This is a genomic window from Spiroplasma endosymbiont of Virgichneumon dumeticola, assembly GCF_964264745.1.
Lineage (GTDB): Bacteria > Bacillota_I > Bacilli_A > Mycoplasmatales > VBWQ01 > Spiroplasma_E.
In genome coordinates this window covers 919,848-941,538 of the sequence record NZ_OZ183478.1, presented here as the reverse complement: position 1 = coordinate 941,538, position 21,691 = coordinate 919,848, and the positions used below count along the sequence as shown (strand labels likewise).

Genomic DNA, 21,691 nt, shown 5'->3' with positions numbered 1-21,691 from the left:
AAAATAATTTTAAGTATATTAGGTATTTTGATTAGTTGTTCATTTGTTGGGTTAATGTTGTTTATTATTTATAAAGTTATATTAATAGTTAATAAAGTATTATAGAAAGGTAAATTATTATGAAAATATTTAAAAGAAAAGAAAAACTAACTGAAAATGATAATACAAAGTTATTTAGTTTAAGTAAAGAAAAAACAATACATGCTTCTATATTAGATTTTTTTGGATTTAATAGTTTTAATCATGAAACTCATTTTACTGATTTTGTAGCAGAAAATAATGCTAATTTATATAATGCACCATTAGAAATTAATAACGATAAAATTAAACAATATTTAATTAATCAAGAATATTATCGTAAAAATTGAAATTCTATTTTTAAATTCAGTAAATTAGGAATTAGTGGATATTTAATTTATATTGCGAACGATAATCTATATTTTCAATTAGTAGATATACAACAAAGAAATTATGATATTACTGGTAAATTAATTCAATGTACTATTTTTTATGAGAATTATCAAAAAAATGCTCAAACAGTAAGATTATTTGAAATTTATACTTTAAATAATGAACAAGTAACTATTAATCATGCAATTTATAGTATTAGTGATAATAAAAAACAATTTGTATTAGATTATAAAACATTTAATAATAATCCTAATTTAGAACAAGAACAAGTATTAAACATTAATTATATACCAATAGCAATTATGCGTAATCGTGCTAATGAAGAACCTGACTGTAATAAAGTAATGGATAAAATTAAAGCATTAGATATTTTCTTTGAACAAATTATTTTAGATGTAATATTAAACTCACCTAAATTTGTTTTTAATAATATTTATGGTAATAATCAACAATTAATTGATGATGCTATAAGAAAATTAATTGCTAAAAACTATTTATTTACTGATAAAAGTCCTAATGATGCTCCTAATGGTTTAGTAACTATTATTCAAGGTAATTTTAAAGGTAAAACATTAAGCGATGTTTATGATTGATTAATTAATGAAATATCTAAGCGTTGTGGTTTACATATACCAAGTCAAAAGAAATCAGCACAACAATTAGTTCCTGAAAGTACTGCTGTAAATATTTCAACAGTTAATTATATTGAACAAAAACTATGACAATTTAATATTGATACTCTTAAATTTATTCAATTATTAATACGCATTGATAAAGATTTATTAGATAGTAAAACATTTGAAATTAATGATGAAAAAGCAATTGAAAATTTAACTGTTAAATTAACTTTATTTAATCCAGTAAATAACCAATTAGTAGGAGAAAATGACAATGGACAACAACAAACCACAAACTAAGTTTCCACAAAAACAAACTAAACTCAATCAAGCAGAAAATGATTATTTAATAGATAATATACCTTATGATTTTTCAAACCTTATGGGTAATACTAGTGACCCTGATATTAATAGAATATATGATAAATTTAAAAAACGAACAATCTATATTTATGAAATTGAACGTTTATTCAAAAATAATGATAATAATACTTTAAAATTCTCACCTAATACTATTAAGATTGGTTTTATTGATATTTAGAAAGTATTAAATACTAATGCTGTTGAAACATCAGACTTTAATATGCAACTAAATCAAAGAGCAAGCACTAATATTAATGATAATGCCATTGAATATAGTATGACTGATATTAAAAATTTAATCTTTCAAGAAATAGATTTATTAAATCAATTTAAGTTATATGCTGTTAGTATAAATGAAACTTTAACTGAAAGTAATATTGATAACTTATATATTATTAATAGTTATTCCCAACCTTATCAAAATCCAAAAACAAGAAGTACGAAAAGTATTACTATAATAAAAATTAAAGATTTTAAAACAAGAGATGGTTATCCAATTATTATTAAATTACAAAAACCATTAGATAAAGATACAAAAGTTATTGGTTTAAAAATTAAAGCACCTAGAAGCATGCTCTTTGGCAATATAAAGGTACTTGGTGAAGTTGATAATATGGAAGTATACCCTAAGTTATTTGTTAAAGATAAGATAGCATTTCCGCTATTATCAATACCTATTGAAACTCAACCAAAAGTTAGAATACTAGAACAATGATTTAGTGAACAAATATTACCTTGAAATCTTGCGAAACAATTTATTGGACAAGAAAAATCAGCTTTAGATTTAATTGCTATTGGTGGTGGCAAAGAAACAAGAAAAGAAGTTATTAACAATGCACGTGTTATTAATGCTTGATTAGGTCATGATTTTACTAATAGTCCTGGTTATTGACCATTAAATGATGAAAAACAATTAAACGATAAAGAAATATGAACTTTTCGTATAACAGATATTAGAAGCGAACATATTTCTACTAATGCTAAATTTAGAGATGTTGAACTAGAAATTAAAGACGCACCAACTATTGATAGTTTACAACAAGTATTATTAGACATGTTAAGTTATACATATAATTACAATAGGAATTTTGATGGCGCATCACTGACTAATGACCCAACAAAAATTGATAATTTGGATAAAATGCGTGCTAAATTTGAGGGACAAAAATCAAGTGATGTTATTAATAATTTGTTTAAACAGTGAAAACTAGATTATCCAAATTATATAAGTTTACCACAAGTGCAAATATTAAAACAAATAGTAATTATGTTATCAAGTAATATTTATTCTAATATGTCTATTAATAAAGGTTTAAATGATGATAATAAAATACTTTTGACTTATTATTTTGAATTAAAATCAAGTCCAATACATCATGATAAAAATGATAGTTGAAAATATTTAAATGTATGGGTAAAATTAAAATCTCAATATTTTGATTTTACAGATATTAATAACGGACTTCTCCCCACATGTACTTGTGGAGGAAACAATGAAATTGAATGAGTTCAATAATACTTTTCAAACTGAAAAACAATGTCTTGCATATATAGCAAGTTTGAAACCAAGCAAATGTATTAGGTGTTCTAGTTTTAATTTGAATACTTCTAATTTAAGAAAAATGAGATGTTTGAAATGTCATCAAACATTCAGTATTCTCACGGGCACTATATTTTCAAAGTCACAAACACCTTTAATATCTTGGTTTTATCTCATCTTTAGATGAATAAACACCAAACATGGAATTCCATCAACTGATGTTGCAAAAGAATTGGGAGTGACCTTGAAAACAGCTTGAAGAATGGGTCATAAAATCCGAAGTGCCATTGCTAAACAAGAACCTCAATTCATTGTTGAGGGCATAGTGCAAATGGATGAAATGTATCTTTCACATATGGGTTTTAAAAAACAAGGAAGATCCTTGTTGAACAAAACCTTGATTGTTGGTATTTATGAAAAAACAACCAACAATCTGATTGTGAAAGTATTGAAAAACGCAAACAGTAAAAATCTTTGGCAGTTTGCAATAAACCACATTTCTTCAAAGTGTGATGTACATACTGATTCTTGAAAAGGATATCGCGATTTGAAATCGGTTTTCACTAAGCATGAAACAGTTAACCATCAAGATGGCTATGTTTCAAAAACTGGTGTAAATACCAACCAAATTGAGTCAGTATGAAAACATATACGAAGAACATTTAAAACACATATCAAAGTTGCAAAACATCATATTCATTTATATGCAAAAGAATCTGCATATAAATTCAATAACATACCTAGTTTTGAAACTGTAATGCTATGTTTAATTTAAAAATGTGGGGAGAAGTCCGTTAAAATATTCATCAGGATATGTACCATCTCATTTGAATGCATCATCTGTAAATTTATTAATAGCAAAGTATAAGTCCATTATATCTTTACCATTATTTTTTCGTTCTCATATTGTTGAAGTACCAAAAACCATTTGTTTATTATGGTCTAAATAATGTTTAACATTATTACCGAAATTATGGGTAAGTACCCCCCATGATTAATCCTATTGTTCCGGTTGTTGCACCAGTTAGTGCTAATGCTAATGTTATTTTACTTAAATTTGTTTTTATTCATGCTTTCATGTTAAATTACTCCTTTTTTCTCGATTTTACTATTAAATTGTACTTAATTTTTGTATTTTTTGCAAATATACCTTTAAACGTTAAAATAACGCTAAATACAAGGCGTTAATTTTATGATACCTATCCTATTACTAGTATTGTTTTCGTTGGTTATATGGCATAAGAAAAAACACTTATTTTAGTAGACGCATTATTTTTACCCCTAATTATATTTTATAGGGATATAGTGCATAAAATAACGCATCATAAAGGTCTTGATACATAGTTTTATCAGGAATGTTAGTTTTGATTTGGTCATAGCGTAATTCTTCTAAACATTGTGTCGTTTTGCATAAATCATTTTGATTAGCATAAAAATTGCCATAACTCATAATATTACGCATTCATACACAACGGTCAGTTAATCCTGCTTCTTGATTAAGACTTGAAGCATGTTTAATTGCAACTTGACTCATAATTAAGATATTATGTTCATCGGCTAATTTTTGACTTATTCAATCGATAGCGGTTTTTGCTTTATCGTCATAATAATAAATTGCTTGGTCAAAATTTTCAAAATTATCAAGTAATCCACAAATTTCATCAACATAAGCATTAATCTTTTCATTTTCATTAATAAAATCATTGGGAGTAACTATTAATTCACAAATAATATAAGGGTCATAATAACCACTATTATTATATTCTTTAATCCAGTTACCATAAGTACGCTATGGTCTTTACTACCTGTTGCTCAATCCACACCAACACTATAAAAATCAAATTTATAAGCATCTTTTTCTTTATTATAGAATTCTTGTAAATTATATGGTTGTCAATATTTTATTGCTTTTAGAAATGGAAAAACAGTTGCATCACTATCTAAATATTCAAATCCATAATAAACAGTATTAAATTCATCAGGATTTTTCTTTTTTAATTCGCAAATCAATTTTTGTGTTACTGGTTCTATTTTTTTTAAAAATGGCAATAAAGTAAATCTTAAAATAAATAATCCTAGACCTGAAAACGCTTCCGTATCTTCATAGTATACCTTACCAATTTTTTTAAGGGTATCTATAACTTGCTCATTTAATGGCAAATAGGGAGTACAGTAGAGCAAATAAAAGGGGTGGTATTTATCATAGGGATTACAAGTAAAAGCAATAAAGTGATTTTTATAAAAATAACGAGTAATTTTTTTACCATAAGTTGGACTAAATATATTTCTATCAGTAAATGTTCAACTTCAGTCTTGAATTGGTTCATTAGATACTTTAATACGATTACTACGAAACATTAATAATTTTAAACGTTCATAACGTTGTGTTAATTGTTTTTCACTTAAAGTTTCTTTTTCTTCGGCCATAATAATTTCATCAGTTCTAGAACATAAATAACTAGAACCACCAACTGATTTTCTAAAAATCTTATTACCATTAGCATAACCAATAAAATCTATTTGTTGATTATTAGGAAAGATAATACAACCACCATCCTTAGTAATTTTTCATTTAATACCATGGGGATTATTAGGTCCTAAGTGAATATCATACTTATCTTCTAAATATTGACAAACATCCATTAAAGAACCAATAGTTGTTTCATTATGAGTATTTTCATAACGTCTTACTTCTTGAACAGAACTATCATTAAAATTACAGCATACAAATAAATCAAACGCTAAACAATTTCATGTTTTTCTTGTTAAACGTGCTGTTGGTACAAAACGATAAAAACAATTGGTAGTGAAAAATTCTGCTCATTGTTCACCAACAAACTCTTTAAAAACATCCCAACTAAATCCATAAGGCTTTTCTCAGCATTTATGTGATAAAATTAAAAATAGTACATAAAGGGAGAAAAGCCTTATTTATTATTAGGAGTATTATTAAATTACAATTACATAAAAATTCTTAATTATTTCTCGTCTAAATGATAATCAGACAATATTGAATAATTAATTCCGGATTTTTGTTACACTCCCGATTTTTAGCATGAAATCTTTACAATGTACTCAATGTTAATTTAAGTAATGTAGTCTTTTTTAACTATATGAGTTAAAAAAGAGCGTACCCTAAGTAGTTAGTAAACGCAAAATTACGCATCTTTTTAGCAAAATAGATAGTTTAAAACTATCTATTTTGCTATAATGTTGTAATAACAAAGAAAAGGAGTAATAATTATGAGAAAAATATTATCACTAATTGGCATTCTTGCCATGTCTTCAACTACAGTTTTACCAGTAGTAGCATGTAAAACAAAAGATAATGGTAAACCATCAGACAATAACATTGTAGTTAATGACCAAGTCAAAAAATGAGCACAAGAAAGTAGTGTTGTTACTAAAAGTTTACTAACAAGTAAACAACAAAATATTAACACTAACAACTTATTAAATGATACATTAAAAAATAGTGACAATAACATCAAGCATGATACTAGCGAAACTACTGATGGTAATAGTTATCAAGATTTTACCAATGATTGAGGCTATAATAAAACCATTACTGGTAATGTTGGAGATAAGAATTTTGTTGACAATAGCGCAACTACAGACGCTGATAATTTTAATAGCATAAAAGATACTATTAAAACAGTTAAATCTTTTTTACCAATTATTAAAGATGCTAAACCAGAAGATATTGTTAGTTTACTAAATCTAGGAAAATCAGCAATTGAACCAATGCTTCTACAACTGTTTAATGATTCATTAGATATTCCATCATTATTAAGCAGTGTTGGTGATTTATTAGACTCACTAAAAGGTTTTGATCAAACAAAAGATTTAACAGCTAATGGTAAGAACTACTATAATGATGGTCAAGGTGATATTGCTAAAAGTATTCAACTTACTGTTTTAGGTCCAAATGGAAATGATGGTTGACTTACTGCTAGTGGTTATGACAAACAAAGTGAAGCTACATCAGAAAATGTTACAACAAATTTATTTACTAAAGAAAATATTAGTAAAATTACTAGTTGAGATAGTTTCTTTATGGCTAAAACAAGTATTGACATCAATAACTTATACAAAACTACAAGCAATCAATTTCTTGGTAAAGCCTTAAATGAAGCATTGGTTTACAATGAAAGAAACGAACTAGTTGACATTGACACAAATAAACTATTAAAAGTTGTTCTTCCTTTTCTTGCTAACCCTATGAAACTAATTGAAATACTTATTCCTGTTATTAAATGACAAGTACTAGGTTTTCCACAAACAACCACTATCAAAACAATTATTGATGGTACAACAGCAAGTGAACCTGATAAAGGTATTTTAAATATTAACGATGTATTAACAACTGTTAAAAATCTAATCACATCACCAGAAAATTTTGCTACTTTCTTTACTAATTTACTTAGTGCTAACGACAAAAACCAAGGAATTTTTAGTGATGTTGTTATTAATGCAAGTAAAGATAAGAACCCAACAACATTTACGCAAACAATGGAAAGTTCAAAACTATTCCATGATGGTATTAATAATAAACTAAAAGATGCATTTAATATGCTTTCACCATCCTTAGCACAATATAACATTAATGATTGATTAGAGGCTATTATTAAAACCTTTACTAGTGATGATAAACTAAATATTAATTTTATTGACTTTAGTAAAAAAATAAAGGATTTATCTGTTAATAAAGGTTTCAAAGATGCTATAGACTTAATTAAGAGTTCAAATAAAGATAATATTGACAATAATTGAAATGAAATTTTATCAGATTTAGGAGTCAAAGATAAAACTTTTACTACCGATTCACCCTTAGGTATGATTTTAGATTTCCTAAAAACTTATGATTCAACTATTGACACTATCATAACTAATGTTACTTTAACAATTGATACCTACATTCCCTACGTTTATTCACGTGCTGAAAAAACCATTGACTTTAATAAAGATACTAAACTATGAACTACAACTGTATACCATGGCACATACGATGAGCAAACTAACCAATCAACAATTTTCTATACATTAACAAAAGGAACAACAACATACAATATTGTCGTTGTTATTGCTGGAGATGCTAGTCAAAAAATTGGAGATAATAAAAGTCAAATTTGAATTAAAGATATCACACTAAAATCATAAAAAAAATAGGCTTTTCTCCCTTTATGTACTATTTTTAAATTTTATCGCATAAATGCTGAGAAAAGCCTATCTACGGACTTCTCCCCACATTTTTAAATTAAACATAGCATTACAGTTTTAAAACTGGGTATGTTATTGAATTTATATGCAGCTTCTTTTGCATATAAATGAATATGATGTTTTGCAACTTTGATATGTGTTTTAAATGTTCTTCGTATATGTTTTCATACTGACTCAATTTGGTTGGTATTTACACCAGTTTTTGAAACATAGCCATCTTGATGGTTAACTGTTTCATGCTTAGTGAAAACCGATTTCAAATCGCGATATCCTTTTCAAGAATCAGTATGTACATCACACTTTGAAGAAATGTGGTTTATTGCAAACTACAAAAGATTTTTACTGTTTGCGTTTTTCAATACTTTCACAATCAGATTGTTGGTTTTTTTTTCATAAATACCAACAATCAAGGTTTTGTTCAACAAGGATCTTCCTTGTTTTTTAAAACCCATATGTGAAAGATACATTTCATCCATTTGCACTATGCCCTCAACAATGAATTGAGGTTCTTGTTTAGCAATGGCACTTCGGATTTTATGACCCATTCTTCAAGCTGTTTTCAAGGTCACTCCCAATTCTTTTGCAACATCAGTTGATGGAATTCCATGTTTGGTGTTTATTCATCTAAAGATGAGATAAAACCAAGATATTAAAGGTGTTTGTGACTTTGAAAATATAGTGCCCGTGAGAATACTGAATGTTTGATGACATTTCAAACATCTCATTTTTCTTAAATTAGAAGTATTCAAATTAAAACTAGAACACCTAATACATTTGCTTGGTTTCAAACTTGCTATATATGCAAGACATTGTTTTTCAGTTTGAAAAGTATTATTGAACTCATTCAATTTCATTGTTTCCTCCACAAGTACATGTGGGGAGAAGTCCGAAAAAATATATCAAAAATTAATTTTTTATTATACATTCTTTTAATTAATGCTATACTTAATTAAGTGCTTATAATCATATTACATCAGATATTATTATCAGATTTATCAATTAGGCGCCAGAAAGAAGAGGCATTGTTAATGGAAAACAATCAAACAATTGAAGCATTATTAGGCGAAATTAAAGCCTTAAACGAAAAAGTAGTTGAAATTAGTAAAAACTTATCAACACTTGTAAAAATTACCGAAGACCGTGAAAAACGTTTCGCTGAACGTGGAGCAAGACCACAAGGTGGAGACAGAGGCGGAGATCGTGGAAGCTTCAGACCACGTAGCGATCGTGGTGACTCTAGTTGAGGAAACAACACTGGTGGATTTGCTGGACGCGGACGTGACGACCGTAACCGTGGAAACAAAGGATAATTAAAAATAATTCTATTAAAAACTCCCTTACTAAAAGATAAGGGAGTTTTTAATATATATAACTATTAACAATTATGTTGTATTAACTGACATTGTTCTTGACTAGAAGCAGACGATGCATCTTTAAATTCTAAATCTTCCCTAGGAATACTGTTAAATGACTTGTAATTACTATACGCTTTATAAACACCATAAGCGATTGCTCCTCCTACCACCGCACCTATTGCTAGATACGGAACGATAGGTGTACTATCATTTGATTGATTATTGGAAATAAGGTTACCACTACCACTTGTATCATTGGTAATATTTAACACTAAAGACGTGAAATTATGATTAGAAGATATTACAGCTTGTGGAATTGGCATGTCGTTTTCATTACGAAAAACAACTGGGTGAATAATGTTGGTATGAGGAAGTTTATATATATTTTCACAAGATAATTGAATTACTCTATCGGTTCAGGATACTATCCCATAAAATTCAGTTAATTGTGATTCGAAAAATAATATTTTCAACTTATAATTTATTCATTCTTTTGGTAAAGTATCTTTATAAAGATTTATTACGTCAGTTGCAAATTTATTACTTTCAAATAAAAAATCATCAGCACTTTTTCTCATAAAAACTTGTAATCCATCAAATATTTTAGTTTTGAATGACAATTTACTAATTAGTTCAACTAGATTTACTAGTTGGCACTGACCCTCACTCGTTATTGTTGAAATTAGAAGTTTATAGTTACTGGTAGAAACCAAATAATCATTGCTATTTGCACTTATTTGAAATTTTATTTTTCCTACCATAGTTTCAACAATAGTATTAATTTTTTCTCTAAATTTTACTAATTCATCAATATCTTTAACAATTAAATCTTTTTCTTCAGTAACTTGTTGAGAATGATCCCTATCTGATGATAATAGAAAATCGTCTTCAAATGCTACTTTAAAATGAGAAAGCACATTTTTAAACGAACAAAATCTTTTTGTAATACATCAAGTTTTATATTATTTTGATTTTTAATAGAGTTTCGTAATTTTTTTCTCATTTCAAATCATTCCTTATTTAAAATCTTTATTCTGGTTTCAACACTTTCATGTAGTGTTTTTAATACTAATTTCTGACCATCATAATAATAAGTTTGTTTATCCTTACTTATTGAATTTTTTTTAAATCACGTATTAATAGCTGAAATTTTTTTATTTATGTTGTCAATAACCTCGGTTGCTTTCAATTTAGATTCATGTTTTTTAGTAGAACTTGTTAGATTGTTCATAAAATTGTTAACTAATTTTAATGAGTCATCAACAAATGAAATAATAAAGTTACTAGATTTTGGACTTGGTTTGATAGTTAATTGTGGCGTACTTGTTGTTGGCTTTGATCTATTCTTTTTTTTCATTTCGGTACTTTTTGTTCATGTAGATTCTTGATCTGGCATATTGGTATATTGTTTTTCTGATTCTAGAAATGTTGTAAAATGTTGTTCTACTATTTTTTTCAAAATAGGAATGTAATTTTTCTCCTTTTTTTTCTTATTTAAACATAAAGTGCCTAGTAAGTTTATTAAAACTTACTAGGCACTAAATACATTTACCTTAAAATTATAACACAACTTTTTTTAAAAAAACACTTATATAAGTAAAAATAAGTCTTTTCTCCCTTTATGTACTATTTTTAAATTTTATCACATAAATGCTGAGAAAAGCCTATCTACGGACTTCTCCCCACATTTTTAAATTAAACATAGCATTACAGTTTCAAAACTAGGTATGTTATTGAATTTATATGCAGCTTCTTTTGCATATAAATGAATATGATGTTTTGCAACTTTGATATGTGTTTTAAATGTTCTTCGTATATGTTTTCATACTGACTCAATTTGGTTGGTATTTACACCAGTTTTTGAAACATAGCCATCTTGATGATTAACTGTTTCATGCTTAGTGAAAACCGATTTCAAATCGCGATATCCTTTTCAAGAATCAGTATGTACATCACACTTTGAAGAAATGTGGTTTATTGCAAACTGCAAAAGATTTTTACTGTTTGCGTTTTTCAATACTTTCACAATCATATTGTTGGTTGTTTTTTCATAAATACCAACAATCAAGGTTTTGTTTAACAAGGATCTTCCTTGTTTTTTAAACCCATATGTGAAAGATACATTTCATCCATTTGCACTATGCCCTCAACAATGAATTGAGGTTCTTGTTTAGCAATGGCACTTCGGATTTATGACCCATTCTTCAAGCTGTTTTCAAGGTCACTCCCAATTCTTTTGCAACATCAGTTGATGGAATTCCATGTTTGGTGTTTATTCATCTAAAGATGAGATAAAACCAAGATATTAAAGGTGTTTGTGACTTTGAAAATATAGTGCCCGTGAGCATACTGAATGTTTGATGACATTTCAAACATCTCATTTTTCTTAAATTAGAAGTATTCAAATTAAAACTAGAACACCTAATACATTTGCTTTGTTTCAAACTTGCTATATATGCAAGACATTGTTTTTCAGTTTTAAAAGTATTATTGAACTCATTCAATTTCATTGTTTCCTCCACAAGTACATGTGGGGAGAAGTCCGAAAAATAATTAAATATACTTTTAAATCATACTACTCTATTAATTGTTCAAAATCCAATACGCCATCAATTCAACTATTATTAAAATTAGTATCATGAGTAGTAATTAAAACTGTTCCTTCAAAATTTTGTAATGCCTTTAATAATGAATCTTTAGCCAACACATCAATATGATTAGTTGGTTCATCTAATATTAATAAATTACAAGGTTTTAATGCTAAGGCTGCTAATCGTACTTTCGTTTGTTCTCCCCCTGATAATAAGTTCATTGGTTTCATTACTAAATTACTACGTAAACCAAAGTTAGCTAAAAGTTTACGTACTTCACCATCAGACAACTTAATATCTAATTCTTTTAAATAATTAAATGGTGTAACGTTACTCATAACTTCAGTTTGATGGAAATATGCTACCTGCATTTTATCACCAAGATTTATCTTTCCAGAAATAGCAGAAATATTACCAGCTAATGTTTGTAAAAATGTTGTTTTACCAATCCCATTATAACCTTTAACTACTCATTTGCTTCCAGTTCGAATGGTAAATGTTAAAGGTTTAATTAGTGGTTTATCATAACCAATTTCTAGTTTTTCTGCTTGCACAGCAATTAATGATGGTGTTTTGTAATATTTAAAATAAAATTTTGGCGGTGCTTGAATTTGTTGTTTATCCATAACATCCATTTTAGCTAGTTGTTTTCTTCGCGATTCAGCACTTTTAGCAGTTGATGCACGAGCTGCATTTTTACTAATATAAGTTTCTAATTTTTCAATTAATTTCTTTTGATTTGTATATGCTGATTCGTATTGACGGTGATGTAAACTTTTTTGTTCTAAAAATGATTCAAAGTTACCAACATAGCGAGTAATCATACAATTATCAATATCAAAAATAATATTACATGTCATATTAATAAAATTACGATCATGCGATACTAGTAAAAAAGCACTATGATAGGTTTGTAAGAATTTTGCTAACCAATTAATTTGTTCAATATCTAAAAAGTTAGTTGGTTCATCTAATAATAAAAAGTCATCTTCATTCAGCAATAACTTAGCTAATAACACTTTCGCTCTTTGACCACCACTAAGACTACCTAATGTTTGTTCTAATAACTGCACATTAATTCCTAATCCATCAACTAAACGTCCAATTTTTTTACTAATTGTATCAAAACCTTGATTAGTTAATTCATCTTGAATTTTCATAGCTTTATTTAATAGTTCTTCTGTATATTCTTCTGCCATTTTAGCATAAAGGTCTTCCATTTGCTGTTCTCGTGTAAAAAGATGTTGATAACTTTCACGCAAATATTGTAAAACTGTTAATTCTAAATTAACTTCTTGATGTTGGTCTAAATAACCAATTTTAATTTTAGGGTGAATATTTAAATCGATATTATCGGCTGATAGCGTGCCATTAATGATGTTTAACAACGTAGTCTTACCAACACCATTCATACCAACTAGTGCTACGTGTTCGCCTTTATTGACTTGTAGCGACGCATTCTTATATAATGTTTTACCACCATTAGCATGTGTTAAATTTTCAATTGTAATGATACTCATTTTTCTACCTCATTAGTACTTTTTTTTATTATTTCTTAAATAATAATAACATGAATATTAACGTTAACAAAACGAATAGCAAATTTTTATTAATTTTTATTAATAGCTTTTATTTTAAAAACCTATAGTGATTATAGGTTTTTAAAATAAAATATTCAAAATTATAATTTATTTCTAAAAATAAAAACAAATTTCCTTGCATTTTAATTTTTATTTGTTATTATTCTTATAAGGATTTAGATAGCCTAGGTCCTATTAAAGTTAAGATAGTATGTCAACATTACTCAATTATAATATTTTTTAATATAAAAAAAATTCAAAATTAATCTATAACCCCTAATTTAAACTCTATAACCCCAATAACCTTAAGTTTTATTTATAAATATAACCCCCCCTTTTTTTATAAACGACATACTATCTTAATAATAATTCTTGTGTAGACAAGAGCCTTTCGGCTCTTGTTTTTTTATTAAAAAACATTAAATTAAATTATTTTAAGAAACATAACATAAAAGTATATTTTAAGTTTTATAATAAAAATAGGGATGGCTTTTCTCCCTTTATGTACTATTTTTAAATTTTATCACATAAATGCTGAGAAAAGCCTATCTACGGACTTCTCCCCACATTTTTAAATTAAACATAGCATTACAGTTTCAAAACTAGGTATGTTATTGAATTTATATGCAGCTTCTTTTGCATATAAATGAATATGATGTTTTGCAACTTTGATATGTGTTTTAAATGTTCTTCGTATATGTTTTCATACTGACTCAATTTGGTTGGTATTTACACCAGTTTTTGAAACATAGCCATCTTGATGGTTAACTGTTTCATGCTTAGTGAAAACCGATTTCAAATCGCGATATCCTTTTCAAGAATCAGTATGTACATCACACTTTGAAGAAATGTGGTTTATTGCAAACTGCAAAAGATTTTTACTGTTTGCGTTTTTCAATACTTTCACAATCAGATTGTTGGTTGTTTTTTCATAAATACCAACAATCAAGGTTTTGTTCAACAAGGATCTTCCTTGTTTTTTAAAACCCATATGTGAAAGATACATTTCATCCATTTGCACTATGCCCTCAACAATGAATTGAGGTTCTTGTTTAGCAATGGCACTTCGGATTTTATGACCCATTCTTCAAGCTGTTTTCAAGGTCACTCCCAATTCTTTTGCAACATCAGTTGATGGAATTCCATGTTTGGTGTTTATTCATCTAAAGATGAGATAAAACCAAGATATTAAAGGTGTTTGTGACTTTGAAAATATAGTGCCCGTGAGAATACTGAATGTTTGATGACATTTCAAACATCTCATTTTTCTTAAATTAGAAGTATTCAAATTAAAACTAGAACACCTAATACATTTGCTTTGTTTCAAACTTGCTATATATGCAAGACATTGTTTTTCAGTTTGAAAAGTATTATTGAACTCATTCAATTTCATTGTTTCCTCCACAAGTACATGTGGGGAGAAGTCCGATAGGGATTTATAATATATCCTTATCTAACATAATTATTAGCGCTGTAACAAATCACTTATTATTAATATATAATATTTTTAATATAAAATTCTCTATACCCCGAGTTTTATTACCCTCTACATCTGATGAGTTACCCACTACATAATTATTTCTAGCAAGAACCGTACGGTTCTTGCTTTTTTTTTAATTAACTATCCATTATCAAATAAATAAATTATTTTTAATGTCAATTTACTACTACTTATTGCTATAATAAGTCTATATTTGAAAATAGGTGAAACAATATGAAAAAAGCATTAATAATTGACGGTAACAATTTGTTATTTAAAGCATACTATGCTACTGCCTATCAAGGTGTAAATCTTCATTCATTGCAAGGCATTCCAACCAATGCCGTCTATGCATTTATTCGCATGATAACAAAATTTTTGAAAAACAATAACTATGATAGTGTTTTTGTAGCATTCGATGCTGAAAAAAAAACATTCCGTCATCAAATACTAGACACATATAAAAGCAACCGTAGTGCAACGCCCACAGAATTAATCGGACAATTCACACTAGCTAAAACTTTTTTAGATTTAGCACAAATTCCGTGAGGCCAACTCATTAATTACGAAGCTGATGACATTATTGGTACAATTGTTAAAAATAATATCGCTAAAGATTACGAAATTGATATTATGAGTAGTGATAAAGATTTATTACAACTATTAGACAATAATATCAAAATTTTAAATCCCCAAAAAGGAATGAGTGACTTAAAAATTATTACTGCTGCTACCTTTGAGAGCGAATATGAACTACTACCAAGCCAAGTAATTGATTTAAAAGGATTAATGGGCGATGCTTCAGATAACTTGCCTGGCATTAAAGGAATTGGACAAAAAACTGCTACTAATTTATTAAAGGAATATAAAACCTTAGAGAACATTATCAATAATGTTGAAAAATTAAAACCTAATATTAATAAACTAATAAAAGCTAATTTTAATGATGGCATTATTTGTAAACAATTAGCCCAACTTAACTTAGAAACTCCCATTTCTGGTAATCTAAATACTTTTCAGTACAATCTTAATAATTTAAATAGTAACCAACTACAATCATTTTACAATCAATATGATATGAAATCACTAATGATTAGCGATGAAGATGCTAAAGCAAATAAACCCAATACTAATACGCAAATTAAAATTATTACAACATGAGATGAACAATGAAACTGTGATATTAATTATTTATGGTTAGAAGTTTTTGGTGATAATTATAATCGTGATAACTTAATTGGATTTGCGATTAAAAATGATAAAGGAATATTTTATATTAATATTGCCAGTGCTACTAAATGTCAATTTTTTAACAAATTTTTACAAAATAAAATGTTAACTAAAATTACATGAGATTTAAAGAAAGTTATTAATGGTGCTCTAAGGTTTGATTTAACTGTTAATGGTATTATTTTTGACCATATGTTAGCAGCATATTTACTCTATGCAAACGAAAAAATTATTCCAGAAAATATTGCTATTATCCTTGGTTTAAACAATTTAACATCGTTAAATAGCGATGATTTTTATGGCAAAGGTGTTAAAAAAACTATCCCTAAGCAAGAAATGGCAATCGCACAATTCCTTGAATCCAATTTAATTTTTTTACACCAATCATATGTTCTCCTTGTTAACAATTTAAAAACAACTAATAATTGAGAATTATATCAAAACATTGAACTACCTGCGGGATTTGCTTTAGCTGATATGGAACGCAATGGGGTAAATGTTGACCAACAACAACTAACAATTTTAACTGACAAAACATTATTGAAAATTAAAGATTTAGAACTACAAATTAAAACGATGGCAAAAAAAGAATTAAATCCTAATTCGCCAAAACAAATTAGTAATTATTTATTTAAACAACTAAAACTACCTGATTACAAAAAAGGTAGTACTGCCTTTGAAGTATTAGTTTCATTGCAAGATATGCATCCCTTTATTAACATTTTATTAGAATACCGAAAATTACAAAAACTATATTCAACCTATTTATTTGGTTTACAAAAATATATTTTTCACGATGGTAAAATTCATAGCATTTATAATCAAGTACAAGCAAGCACGGGTAGATTATCATCATTAGATCCTAATATGCAAAACATTAGTATTCGTGATGAAGAACAACGAGAAGTTCGTAAAATCTTTATTCCTAATATCAAGGGTAATAAAATTTTATCGTTTGACTACTCACAAATTGAATTACGCATTTTAGCTCATATTAGTAATGATGAAAATTTAATCCAAGCCTTCCTCGAAAATCAAGATATCCATACTGAGACTGCCAGCAAAGTCTTAGGAATTTCCGAGACACAAGTAACGAAAGAACAACGTCAAAATGCTAAGGCTGTAAACTTTGGGATTGTTTATGGCATTTCTGGATTTGGTTTATCACAACAATTAAAAATTAGTGTTAAAGAAGCACAAAACTTTATTAACAAATACTTTATGGTATTCCCTAGAATTAAAACTTATATTGATGATGTTATTAGTTTTTGTGAAACTAATGGTTATGTCCAAACGATTTTTAATCGCAGAAGAGCAGTTACTGAGATTACCAATAACAACAAAAACATTCGTGATTTTGGAAAACGAATTGCGATGAATATGCCTATTCAAGGTAGTACTGCTGATATTTTAAAACTAGCGATGAATAAAATCTACACAGAAATTTTAAACCATAAAATTGAAGCGAGTTTAATTGCTCAAATTCACGATGAACTAATCTTTGAAGTAGCACCAGAAAATATAGAAGCAGTAATTACGAAAGTAACAAATATTATGACTAATATTACTAAATTAAAAGTACCACTAGTAGTAAATAACAGTAGTGGTAATAATTGGTTTGAGTTAAAGTAATGGAATTATAAAGTAAATTTTGGTTCTTGTCCTTGCTGTTTCTTACTTATCTTTTCACTTTCTTTTGCTACTTGAGCTTCTGCTTCATAATTTTGTGGTAATAACTTTTTAGTTTGAGCATGATTTCCACTTTCGCTATCACCAACAAAATTTGATTTAGATGTAGACACGCTATAACGCTTCTTGTCATGCAATAGTGATTCAGATTGTTCTTCACTTGTGCTGGGTATAGTATAATTATCAATTAATTGGTTTTGTTGATATTTTGCAAAATTTTCTATCAATTCTTTTTCTTTTCTTTCTTCTTCCAAACTTAAAAATGCTGTTTTTTCTTGTTCAATTTTCTTGTGTTTTTCAGTTTTTATGTTTGAAATATTACTTCTTATTAGTTGAAATGTATTATTATTTAGGCTTTTCTCCCTTTATGTACTATTTTTAAATTTTATCACATAAATGCTGAGAAAAGCCTATCTACGGACTTCTCCCCACATTTTTAAATTAAACATAGCATTACAGTTTCAAAACTAGGTATGTTATTGAATTTATATGCAGCTTCTTTTGCATATAAATGAATATGATGTTTTGCAACTTTGATATGTGTTTTAAATGTTCTTCGTATATGTTTTCATACTGACTCAATTTGGTTGGTATTTACACCAGTTTTTGAAACATAGCCATCTTGATGGTTAACTGTTTCATGCTTAGTGAAAACCGATTTCAAATCGCGATATCCTTTTCAAGAATCAGTATGTACATCACACTTTGAAGAAATGTGGTTTATTGCAAACTGCAAAAGATTTTTACTGTTTGCGTTTTTCAATACTTTCACAATCAGATTGTTGGTTGTTTTTTCATAAATACCAACAATCAAGGTTTTGTTCAACAAGGATCTTCCTTGTTTTTTAAAACCCATATGTGAAAGATACATTTCATCCATTTGCACTATGCCCTCGACAATGAATTGAGGTTCTTGTTTAGCAATGGCACTTCGGATTTTATGACCCATTCTTCAAGCTGTTTTCAAGGTCACTCCCAATTCTTTTGCAACATCAGTTGATGGAATTCCATGTTTGGTGTTTATTCATCTAAAGATGAGATAAAACCAAGATATTAAAGGTGTTTGTGACTTTGAAAATATAGTGCCCGTGAGAATACTGAATGTTTGATGACATTTCAAACATCTCATTTTTCTTAAATTAGAAGTATTCAAATTAAAACTAGAACACCTAATACATTTGCTTTGTTTCAAACTTGCTATATATGCAAGACATTGTTTTTCAGTTTGAAAAGTATTATTGAACTCATTCAATTTCATTGTTTCCTCCACAAGTACATGTGGGGAGAAGTCCGATTATTTATTACATACTAAACTTAATCACTTACACATAAATATATCTTATCTTAAAAACACACTTTAAAATAATATTATTTTTATTTTATATAAAAATATGAAAAAAAATTATTATTTTATTTATAATAAGAATAAAATGCTTTACAATGTTTTAGTTAGGAGAAAATTAGGATGCCTGAATTACCAGAAGTTGAAACTGTTCGTAAAACTTTATATCCACTTTTACTACATCATAAAATTATTGATGTGCGAGTTTTTATGAACAAAGTTATCAAAACTTCTACACCACAAATCTTTATTAATAAAATTATTGGCCAAACAATTAATGATATTAAACGTGTTGGTAAACTAATAATTTTTGTACTTGATGATTATGTCTTGTTAAGTCATCTGCGTATGGAAGGTAAATACTACTATCAAAAGCAAGATACCCCTACGAATTGAAAACATATTTTATTAGTTTTAGAATTAGAAAATAACTATCAACTTTGCTATCATGACACAAGACAATTTGGAACTTTTCATTTACAACCCCTTAGCACTTACCAAACTCTAAAACCATATACTAATATTGGTCCTGAACCTTTTAACAAAATTGTTACTGCCCAATATTTACAAAATAAATGAAAAAATAAAAAACAAAATATTAAAGCTTCACTATTAGACCAAGGAGTAATGAGTGGATTAGGAAATATTTATGTTGACGAAGTACTTTTTTATGCTAATATTCATCCAGAGAGTATTACTAATCATTTAACATTAGTACAACTACAAACTATTATTGACAAATCGATTATGGTCCTTACTAAAGCCATTAAATTAGGTGGTTCATCTATTAACAGTTACACTTCTAGTCTTGGTGTTAGAGGTTATTACCAAAACTCATTGCAAGTTCATACACGAGTTAACCAATCTTGTTTTGCCTGTACAACTAAAATATTAAAGACTAAAGTTAGCACACGTGGTACTTACTTTTGCCCGCACTGTCAAAGCAAATATTAATGTGGATAACTCCCAAAATTAATGATTATAAAGTATAATTTTATTATTTAAATGTGAGTTTAATGTGGATAACTATGTTACTTAATCATTTCACTTTAAATATATGTTTGATGTGCATATAATTATCATACAATTGTAAAAATTGGTTAGTAAAAGAGAAAGATAGGGAAATAATTATGAATAGGATAATTAATGACAATGATATTTTTAAATTAATTCAACACGAAAACATAAACACTGAAAATTACCAAACTATATTTATGTTATACCAACCAATTATTGGTATTGAAGCGACAAATTTATATTTAACTTTAATTCAAGAAAAAATATTAACAAAAAGAATTAATCTCGATTTTAACCATGGTCGTCTTAAATCTTTATTAAACATTTCTACTACTCAATTATTAGTAGCATTCCAACAATTAGAAGCAACTAAATTAATTAATACTTACTACTATCCTTTAAAATCAACTTTTATCTATGAAATTTTTAGTCCTTTAACAGCTGATGATTTTTTCGCAAATGCCCATTTAAATGAAAAATTACTAAACCAACTAGGGAGAAACGATTATGAACGTCAAAGATTTTATTTCCTAAACAACAATATTGAAATTACTGACAACTATATTAATATTAGTCAAGAAGAAAATACAATTCCGCAGACTGTTTCACTAAAATCTGTCTTAAACAATATTTATTCTGTTCAAAAACAAGAACCAATGCCAACTCCTATTTATTCATTCATGAAACCAGAAACACCAGCAGTTATGAAAGTTAATCTAAATGCGACACCAAATGATTTTATTGCTAAACATAACTCCCGAGAAATCAATGATACTGTTAGTTTAATGCAAACTAAATCACCTGAAGAGTATTTAAAATCATTAACTAAAACTACTATTACTAGCAAGATAAAAATGACATTATCAACATTAAGTCATGATTTTCACTTAAATACTGCTGTCATTAATTGCTTAATTGAATATGTGTGATTTAAAAATAATAAACGTTTAGAACCAAACTATATGATTAAGATTGCTCAAACTTTCAAAGAATATAAAATCACTAATGTTGAAGATGCTTTAAAACATTTAAAAATGGCTTTTGCTCGCAGTAAAAAAACACCTCAACATCAATTCCAACAAGAATCACTATGAACATCACAAATAACAAATTCTAACTTTAAACCAACAACTGAAACACAACAAACCAACAATAACATTAAAACTACAACTATGTCCCAAGAAGAAATTAATAATCTTTTAAAGGAATTTGATGCTCATTAGTATAATATAACAATGAATATTTTATAAAAAGGA

General features: G+C 27.5%; 23 protein-coding genes. 11 read left to right on the top strand and 12 right to left on the bottom strand.

The annotated features are described in order from the left end of the window. The first annotated feature begins 119 nt into the window (after positions 1-119). The 4 genes from ACFEL4_RS06025 to ACFEL4_RS06010 are packed head-to-tail and all read left to right on the top strand — an operon-like array spanning position 120 to position 3,706. Positions 120-1,328 carry a hypothetical protein gene (locus ACFEL4_RS06025; RefSeq protein ID WP_375316998.1) on the top strand — a complete coding sequence of 403 codons (1,209 nt, stop codon included), beginning with the start codon at positions 120-122 and terminating at the stop codon, positions 1,326-1,328. Further along, complete coding sequence (locus tag ACFEL4_RS06020; RefSeq protein WP_375316997.1) at positions 1,303-1,569, top strand: hypothetical protein; 267 nt, start codon at positions 1,303-1,305, stop codon at positions 1,567-1,569. Before ACFEL4_RS06025 ends, ACFEL4_RS06020 begins: the two co-directional genes overlap by 26 nt. 42 nt (positions 1,570-1,611) lie before the next feature. After that, a complete protein-coding gene (locus tag ACFEL4_RS06015) occupies positions 1,612-2,907 on the top strand; it encodes a hypothetical protein (protein ID WP_375316996.1) in 1,296 nt (431 codons plus the stop codon). Beyond that, entirely contained in the window at positions 2,885-3,706 is an 822-nt protein-coding gene (locus ACFEL4_RS06010) for an IS1595 family transposase (protein WP_375316995.1), read from the top strand. The genes ACFEL4_RS06015 and ACFEL4_RS06010 overlap by 23 nt, the downstream gene beginning before the upstream one ends. A gap of 510 nt (positions 3,707-4,216) precedes the next feature. Here the strand turns inward: ACFEL4_RS06010 and ACFEL4_RS06005 are convergent. Continuing rightward, a complete protein-coding gene (locus ACFEL4_RS06005) occupies positions 4,217-4,465 on the bottom strand; it encodes a hypothetical protein (RefSeq protein WP_375316994.1) in 249 nt (82 codons plus the stop codon). Between the two features lie 182 nt (positions 4,466-4,647). Next, the gene (locus ACFEL4_RS06000; protein ID WP_375316993.1) at positions 4,648-5,574 is read right to left on the bottom strand and encodes a hypothetical protein; all 927 of its coding nucleotides are present in this window, start codon (positions 5,572-5,574) and stop codon (positions 4,648-4,650) included. A gap of 600 nt (positions 5,575-6,174) precedes the next feature. Here ACFEL4_RS06000 and ACFEL4_RS05995 point away from each other — a divergent pair. Continuing rightward, the gene (locus tag ACFEL4_RS05995) at positions 6,175-8,091 is read left to right on the top strand and encodes a hypothetical protein (RefSeq protein ID WP_375316992.1); all 1,917 of its coding nucleotides are present in this window, start codon (positions 6,175-6,177) and stop codon (positions 8,089-8,091) included. A gap of 92 nt (positions 8,092-8,183) precedes the next feature. Here the strand turns inward: ACFEL4_RS05995 and ACFEL4_RS05990 are convergent, their stop codons facing one another. Further along, on the bottom strand, positions 8,184-8,462 hold the full coding sequence (locus ACFEL4_RS05990; protein WP_375318369.1) for a transposase: 279 nt from the start codon (positions 8,460-8,462) through the stop codon (positions 8,184-8,186). Between the two features lie 15 nt (positions 8,463-8,477). After that, a complete protein-coding gene (locus ACFEL4_RS05985; protein WP_375316991.1) occupies positions 8,478-9,005 on the bottom strand; it encodes a hypothetical protein in 528 nt (175 codons plus the stop codon). A 174-nt stretch (positions 9,006-9,179) separates the two neighbouring features. Here ACFEL4_RS05985 and ACFEL4_RS05980 point away from each other — a divergent pair, with 174 nt between their 5' ends. Next, a complete protein-coding gene (locus ACFEL4_RS05980) occupies positions 9,180-9,461 on the top strand; it encodes a hypothetical protein (protein WP_308150224.1) in 282 nt (93 codons plus the stop codon). A gap of 65 nt (positions 9,462-9,526) precedes the next feature. On the opposite strand, the gene ACFEL4_RS05975 is transcribed toward ACFEL4_RS05980, so the two are convergent. From ACFEL4_RS05975 to ACFEL4_RS05950, 6 genes are all read right to left on the bottom strand, one after another. Further along, positions 9,527-10,423, bottom strand: coding sequence for a hypothetical protein (locus ACFEL4_RS05975; protein WP_375316990.1), 897 nt, complete (start codon positions 10,421-10,423; stop codon positions 9,527-9,529). Next, positions 10,402-10,965 carry a hypothetical protein gene (locus tag ACFEL4_RS05970; protein WP_375316989.1) on the bottom strand — a complete coding sequence of 188 codons (564 nt, stop codon included), beginning with the start codon at positions 10,963-10,965 and terminating at the stop codon, positions 10,402-10,404. The genes ACFEL4_RS05975 and ACFEL4_RS05970 overlap by 22 nt, the downstream gene beginning before the upstream one ends. 231 nt (positions 10,966-11,196) lie before the next feature. Further along, positions 11,197-11,664, bottom strand: coding sequence for an IS1595 family transposase (locus ACFEL4_RS05965; protein WP_375318368.1), 468 nt, complete (start codon positions 11,662-11,664; stop codon positions 11,197-11,199). Next, positions 11,645-12,016, bottom strand: coding sequence for a hypothetical protein (locus tag ACFEL4_RS05960; RefSeq protein WP_375316988.1), 372 nt, complete (start codon positions 12,014-12,016; stop codon positions 11,645-11,647). The genes ACFEL4_RS05965 and ACFEL4_RS05960 overlap by 20 nt, the downstream gene beginning before the upstream one ends. Before the next feature lie 65 nt (positions 12,017-12,081). Further along, entirely contained in the window at positions 12,082-13,617 is a 1,536-nt protein-coding gene (locus tag ACFEL4_RS05955) for an ABC-F family ATP-binding cassette domain-containing protein (protein ID WP_375316987.1), read from the bottom strand. 631 nt (positions 13,618-14,248) lie between these two features. Further along, the gene (locus tag ACFEL4_RS05950) at positions 14,249-15,070 is read right to left on the bottom strand and encodes an IS1595 family transposase (protein ID WP_375316797.1); all 822 of its coding nucleotides are present in this window, start codon (positions 15,068-15,070) and stop codon (positions 14,249-14,251) included. Between ACFEL4_RS05950 and ACFEL4_RS05945 the strand changes: the two genes are divergently transcribed. Next, positions 15,070-15,252 (top strand): hypothetical protein, encoded by a 183-nt coding sequence (locus ACFEL4_RS05945; RefSeq protein ID WP_375316986.1) that lies wholly within the window; start codon positions 15,070-15,072, stop codon positions 15,250-15,252. The genes ACFEL4_RS05950 and ACFEL4_RS05945 overlap by 1 nt on opposite strands. 139 nt (positions 15,253-15,391) lie before the next feature. Beyond that, entirely contained in the window at positions 15,392-18,019 is a 2,628-nt protein-coding gene (polA, locus tag ACFEL4_RS05940; RefSeq protein WP_375316985.1) for a DNA polymerase I, read from the top strand. A gap of 5 nt (positions 18,020-18,024) precedes the next feature. Here polA and ACFEL4_RS05935 read toward each other — a convergent pair whose 3' ends face one another. Together ACFEL4_RS05935 and ACFEL4_RS05930 are read right to left on the bottom strand one after the other, a co-directional pair. Beyond that, positions 18,025-18,330 (bottom strand): hypothetical protein, encoded by a 306-nt coding sequence (locus ACFEL4_RS05935; RefSeq protein WP_375316984.1) that lies wholly within the window; start codon positions 18,328-18,330, stop codon positions 18,025-18,027. A gap of 182 nt (positions 18,331-18,512) precedes the next feature. After that, positions 18,513-19,334 carry an IS1595 family transposase gene (locus tag ACFEL4_RS05930; protein WP_375316797.1) on the bottom strand — a complete coding sequence of 274 codons (822 nt, stop codon included), beginning with the start codon at positions 19,332-19,334 and terminating at the stop codon, positions 18,513-18,515. Between ACFEL4_RS05930 and ACFEL4_RS05925 the strand changes: the two genes are divergently transcribed. The 3 genes from ACFEL4_RS05925 (at position 19,315) to ACFEL4_RS05915 (ending at position 21,658) form a co-directional block, all read left to right on the top strand. Continuing rightward, positions 19,315-19,437, top strand: coding sequence for a hypothetical protein (locus tag ACFEL4_RS05925; protein ID WP_375316983.1), 123 nt, complete (start codon positions 19,315-19,317; stop codon positions 19,435-19,437). The genes ACFEL4_RS05930 and ACFEL4_RS05925 overlap by 20 nt on opposite strands. A gap of 104 nt (positions 19,438-19,541) precedes the next feature. Continuing rightward, positions 19,542-20,372 carry a DNA-formamidopyrimidine glycosylase gene (gene mutM / locus ACFEL4_RS05920; protein ID WP_375316982.1) on the top strand — a complete coding sequence of 277 codons (831 nt, stop codon included), beginning with the start codon at positions 19,542-19,544 and terminating at the stop codon, positions 20,370-20,372. A 176-nt stretch (positions 20,373-20,548) separates the two neighbouring features. Beyond that, entirely contained in the window at positions 20,549-21,658 is a 1,110-nt protein-coding gene (locus tag ACFEL4_RS05915) for a DnaD domain protein (RefSeq protein WP_375316981.1), read from the top strand. The last annotated feature ends 33 nt before the right edge of the window (positions 21,659-21,691 follow it).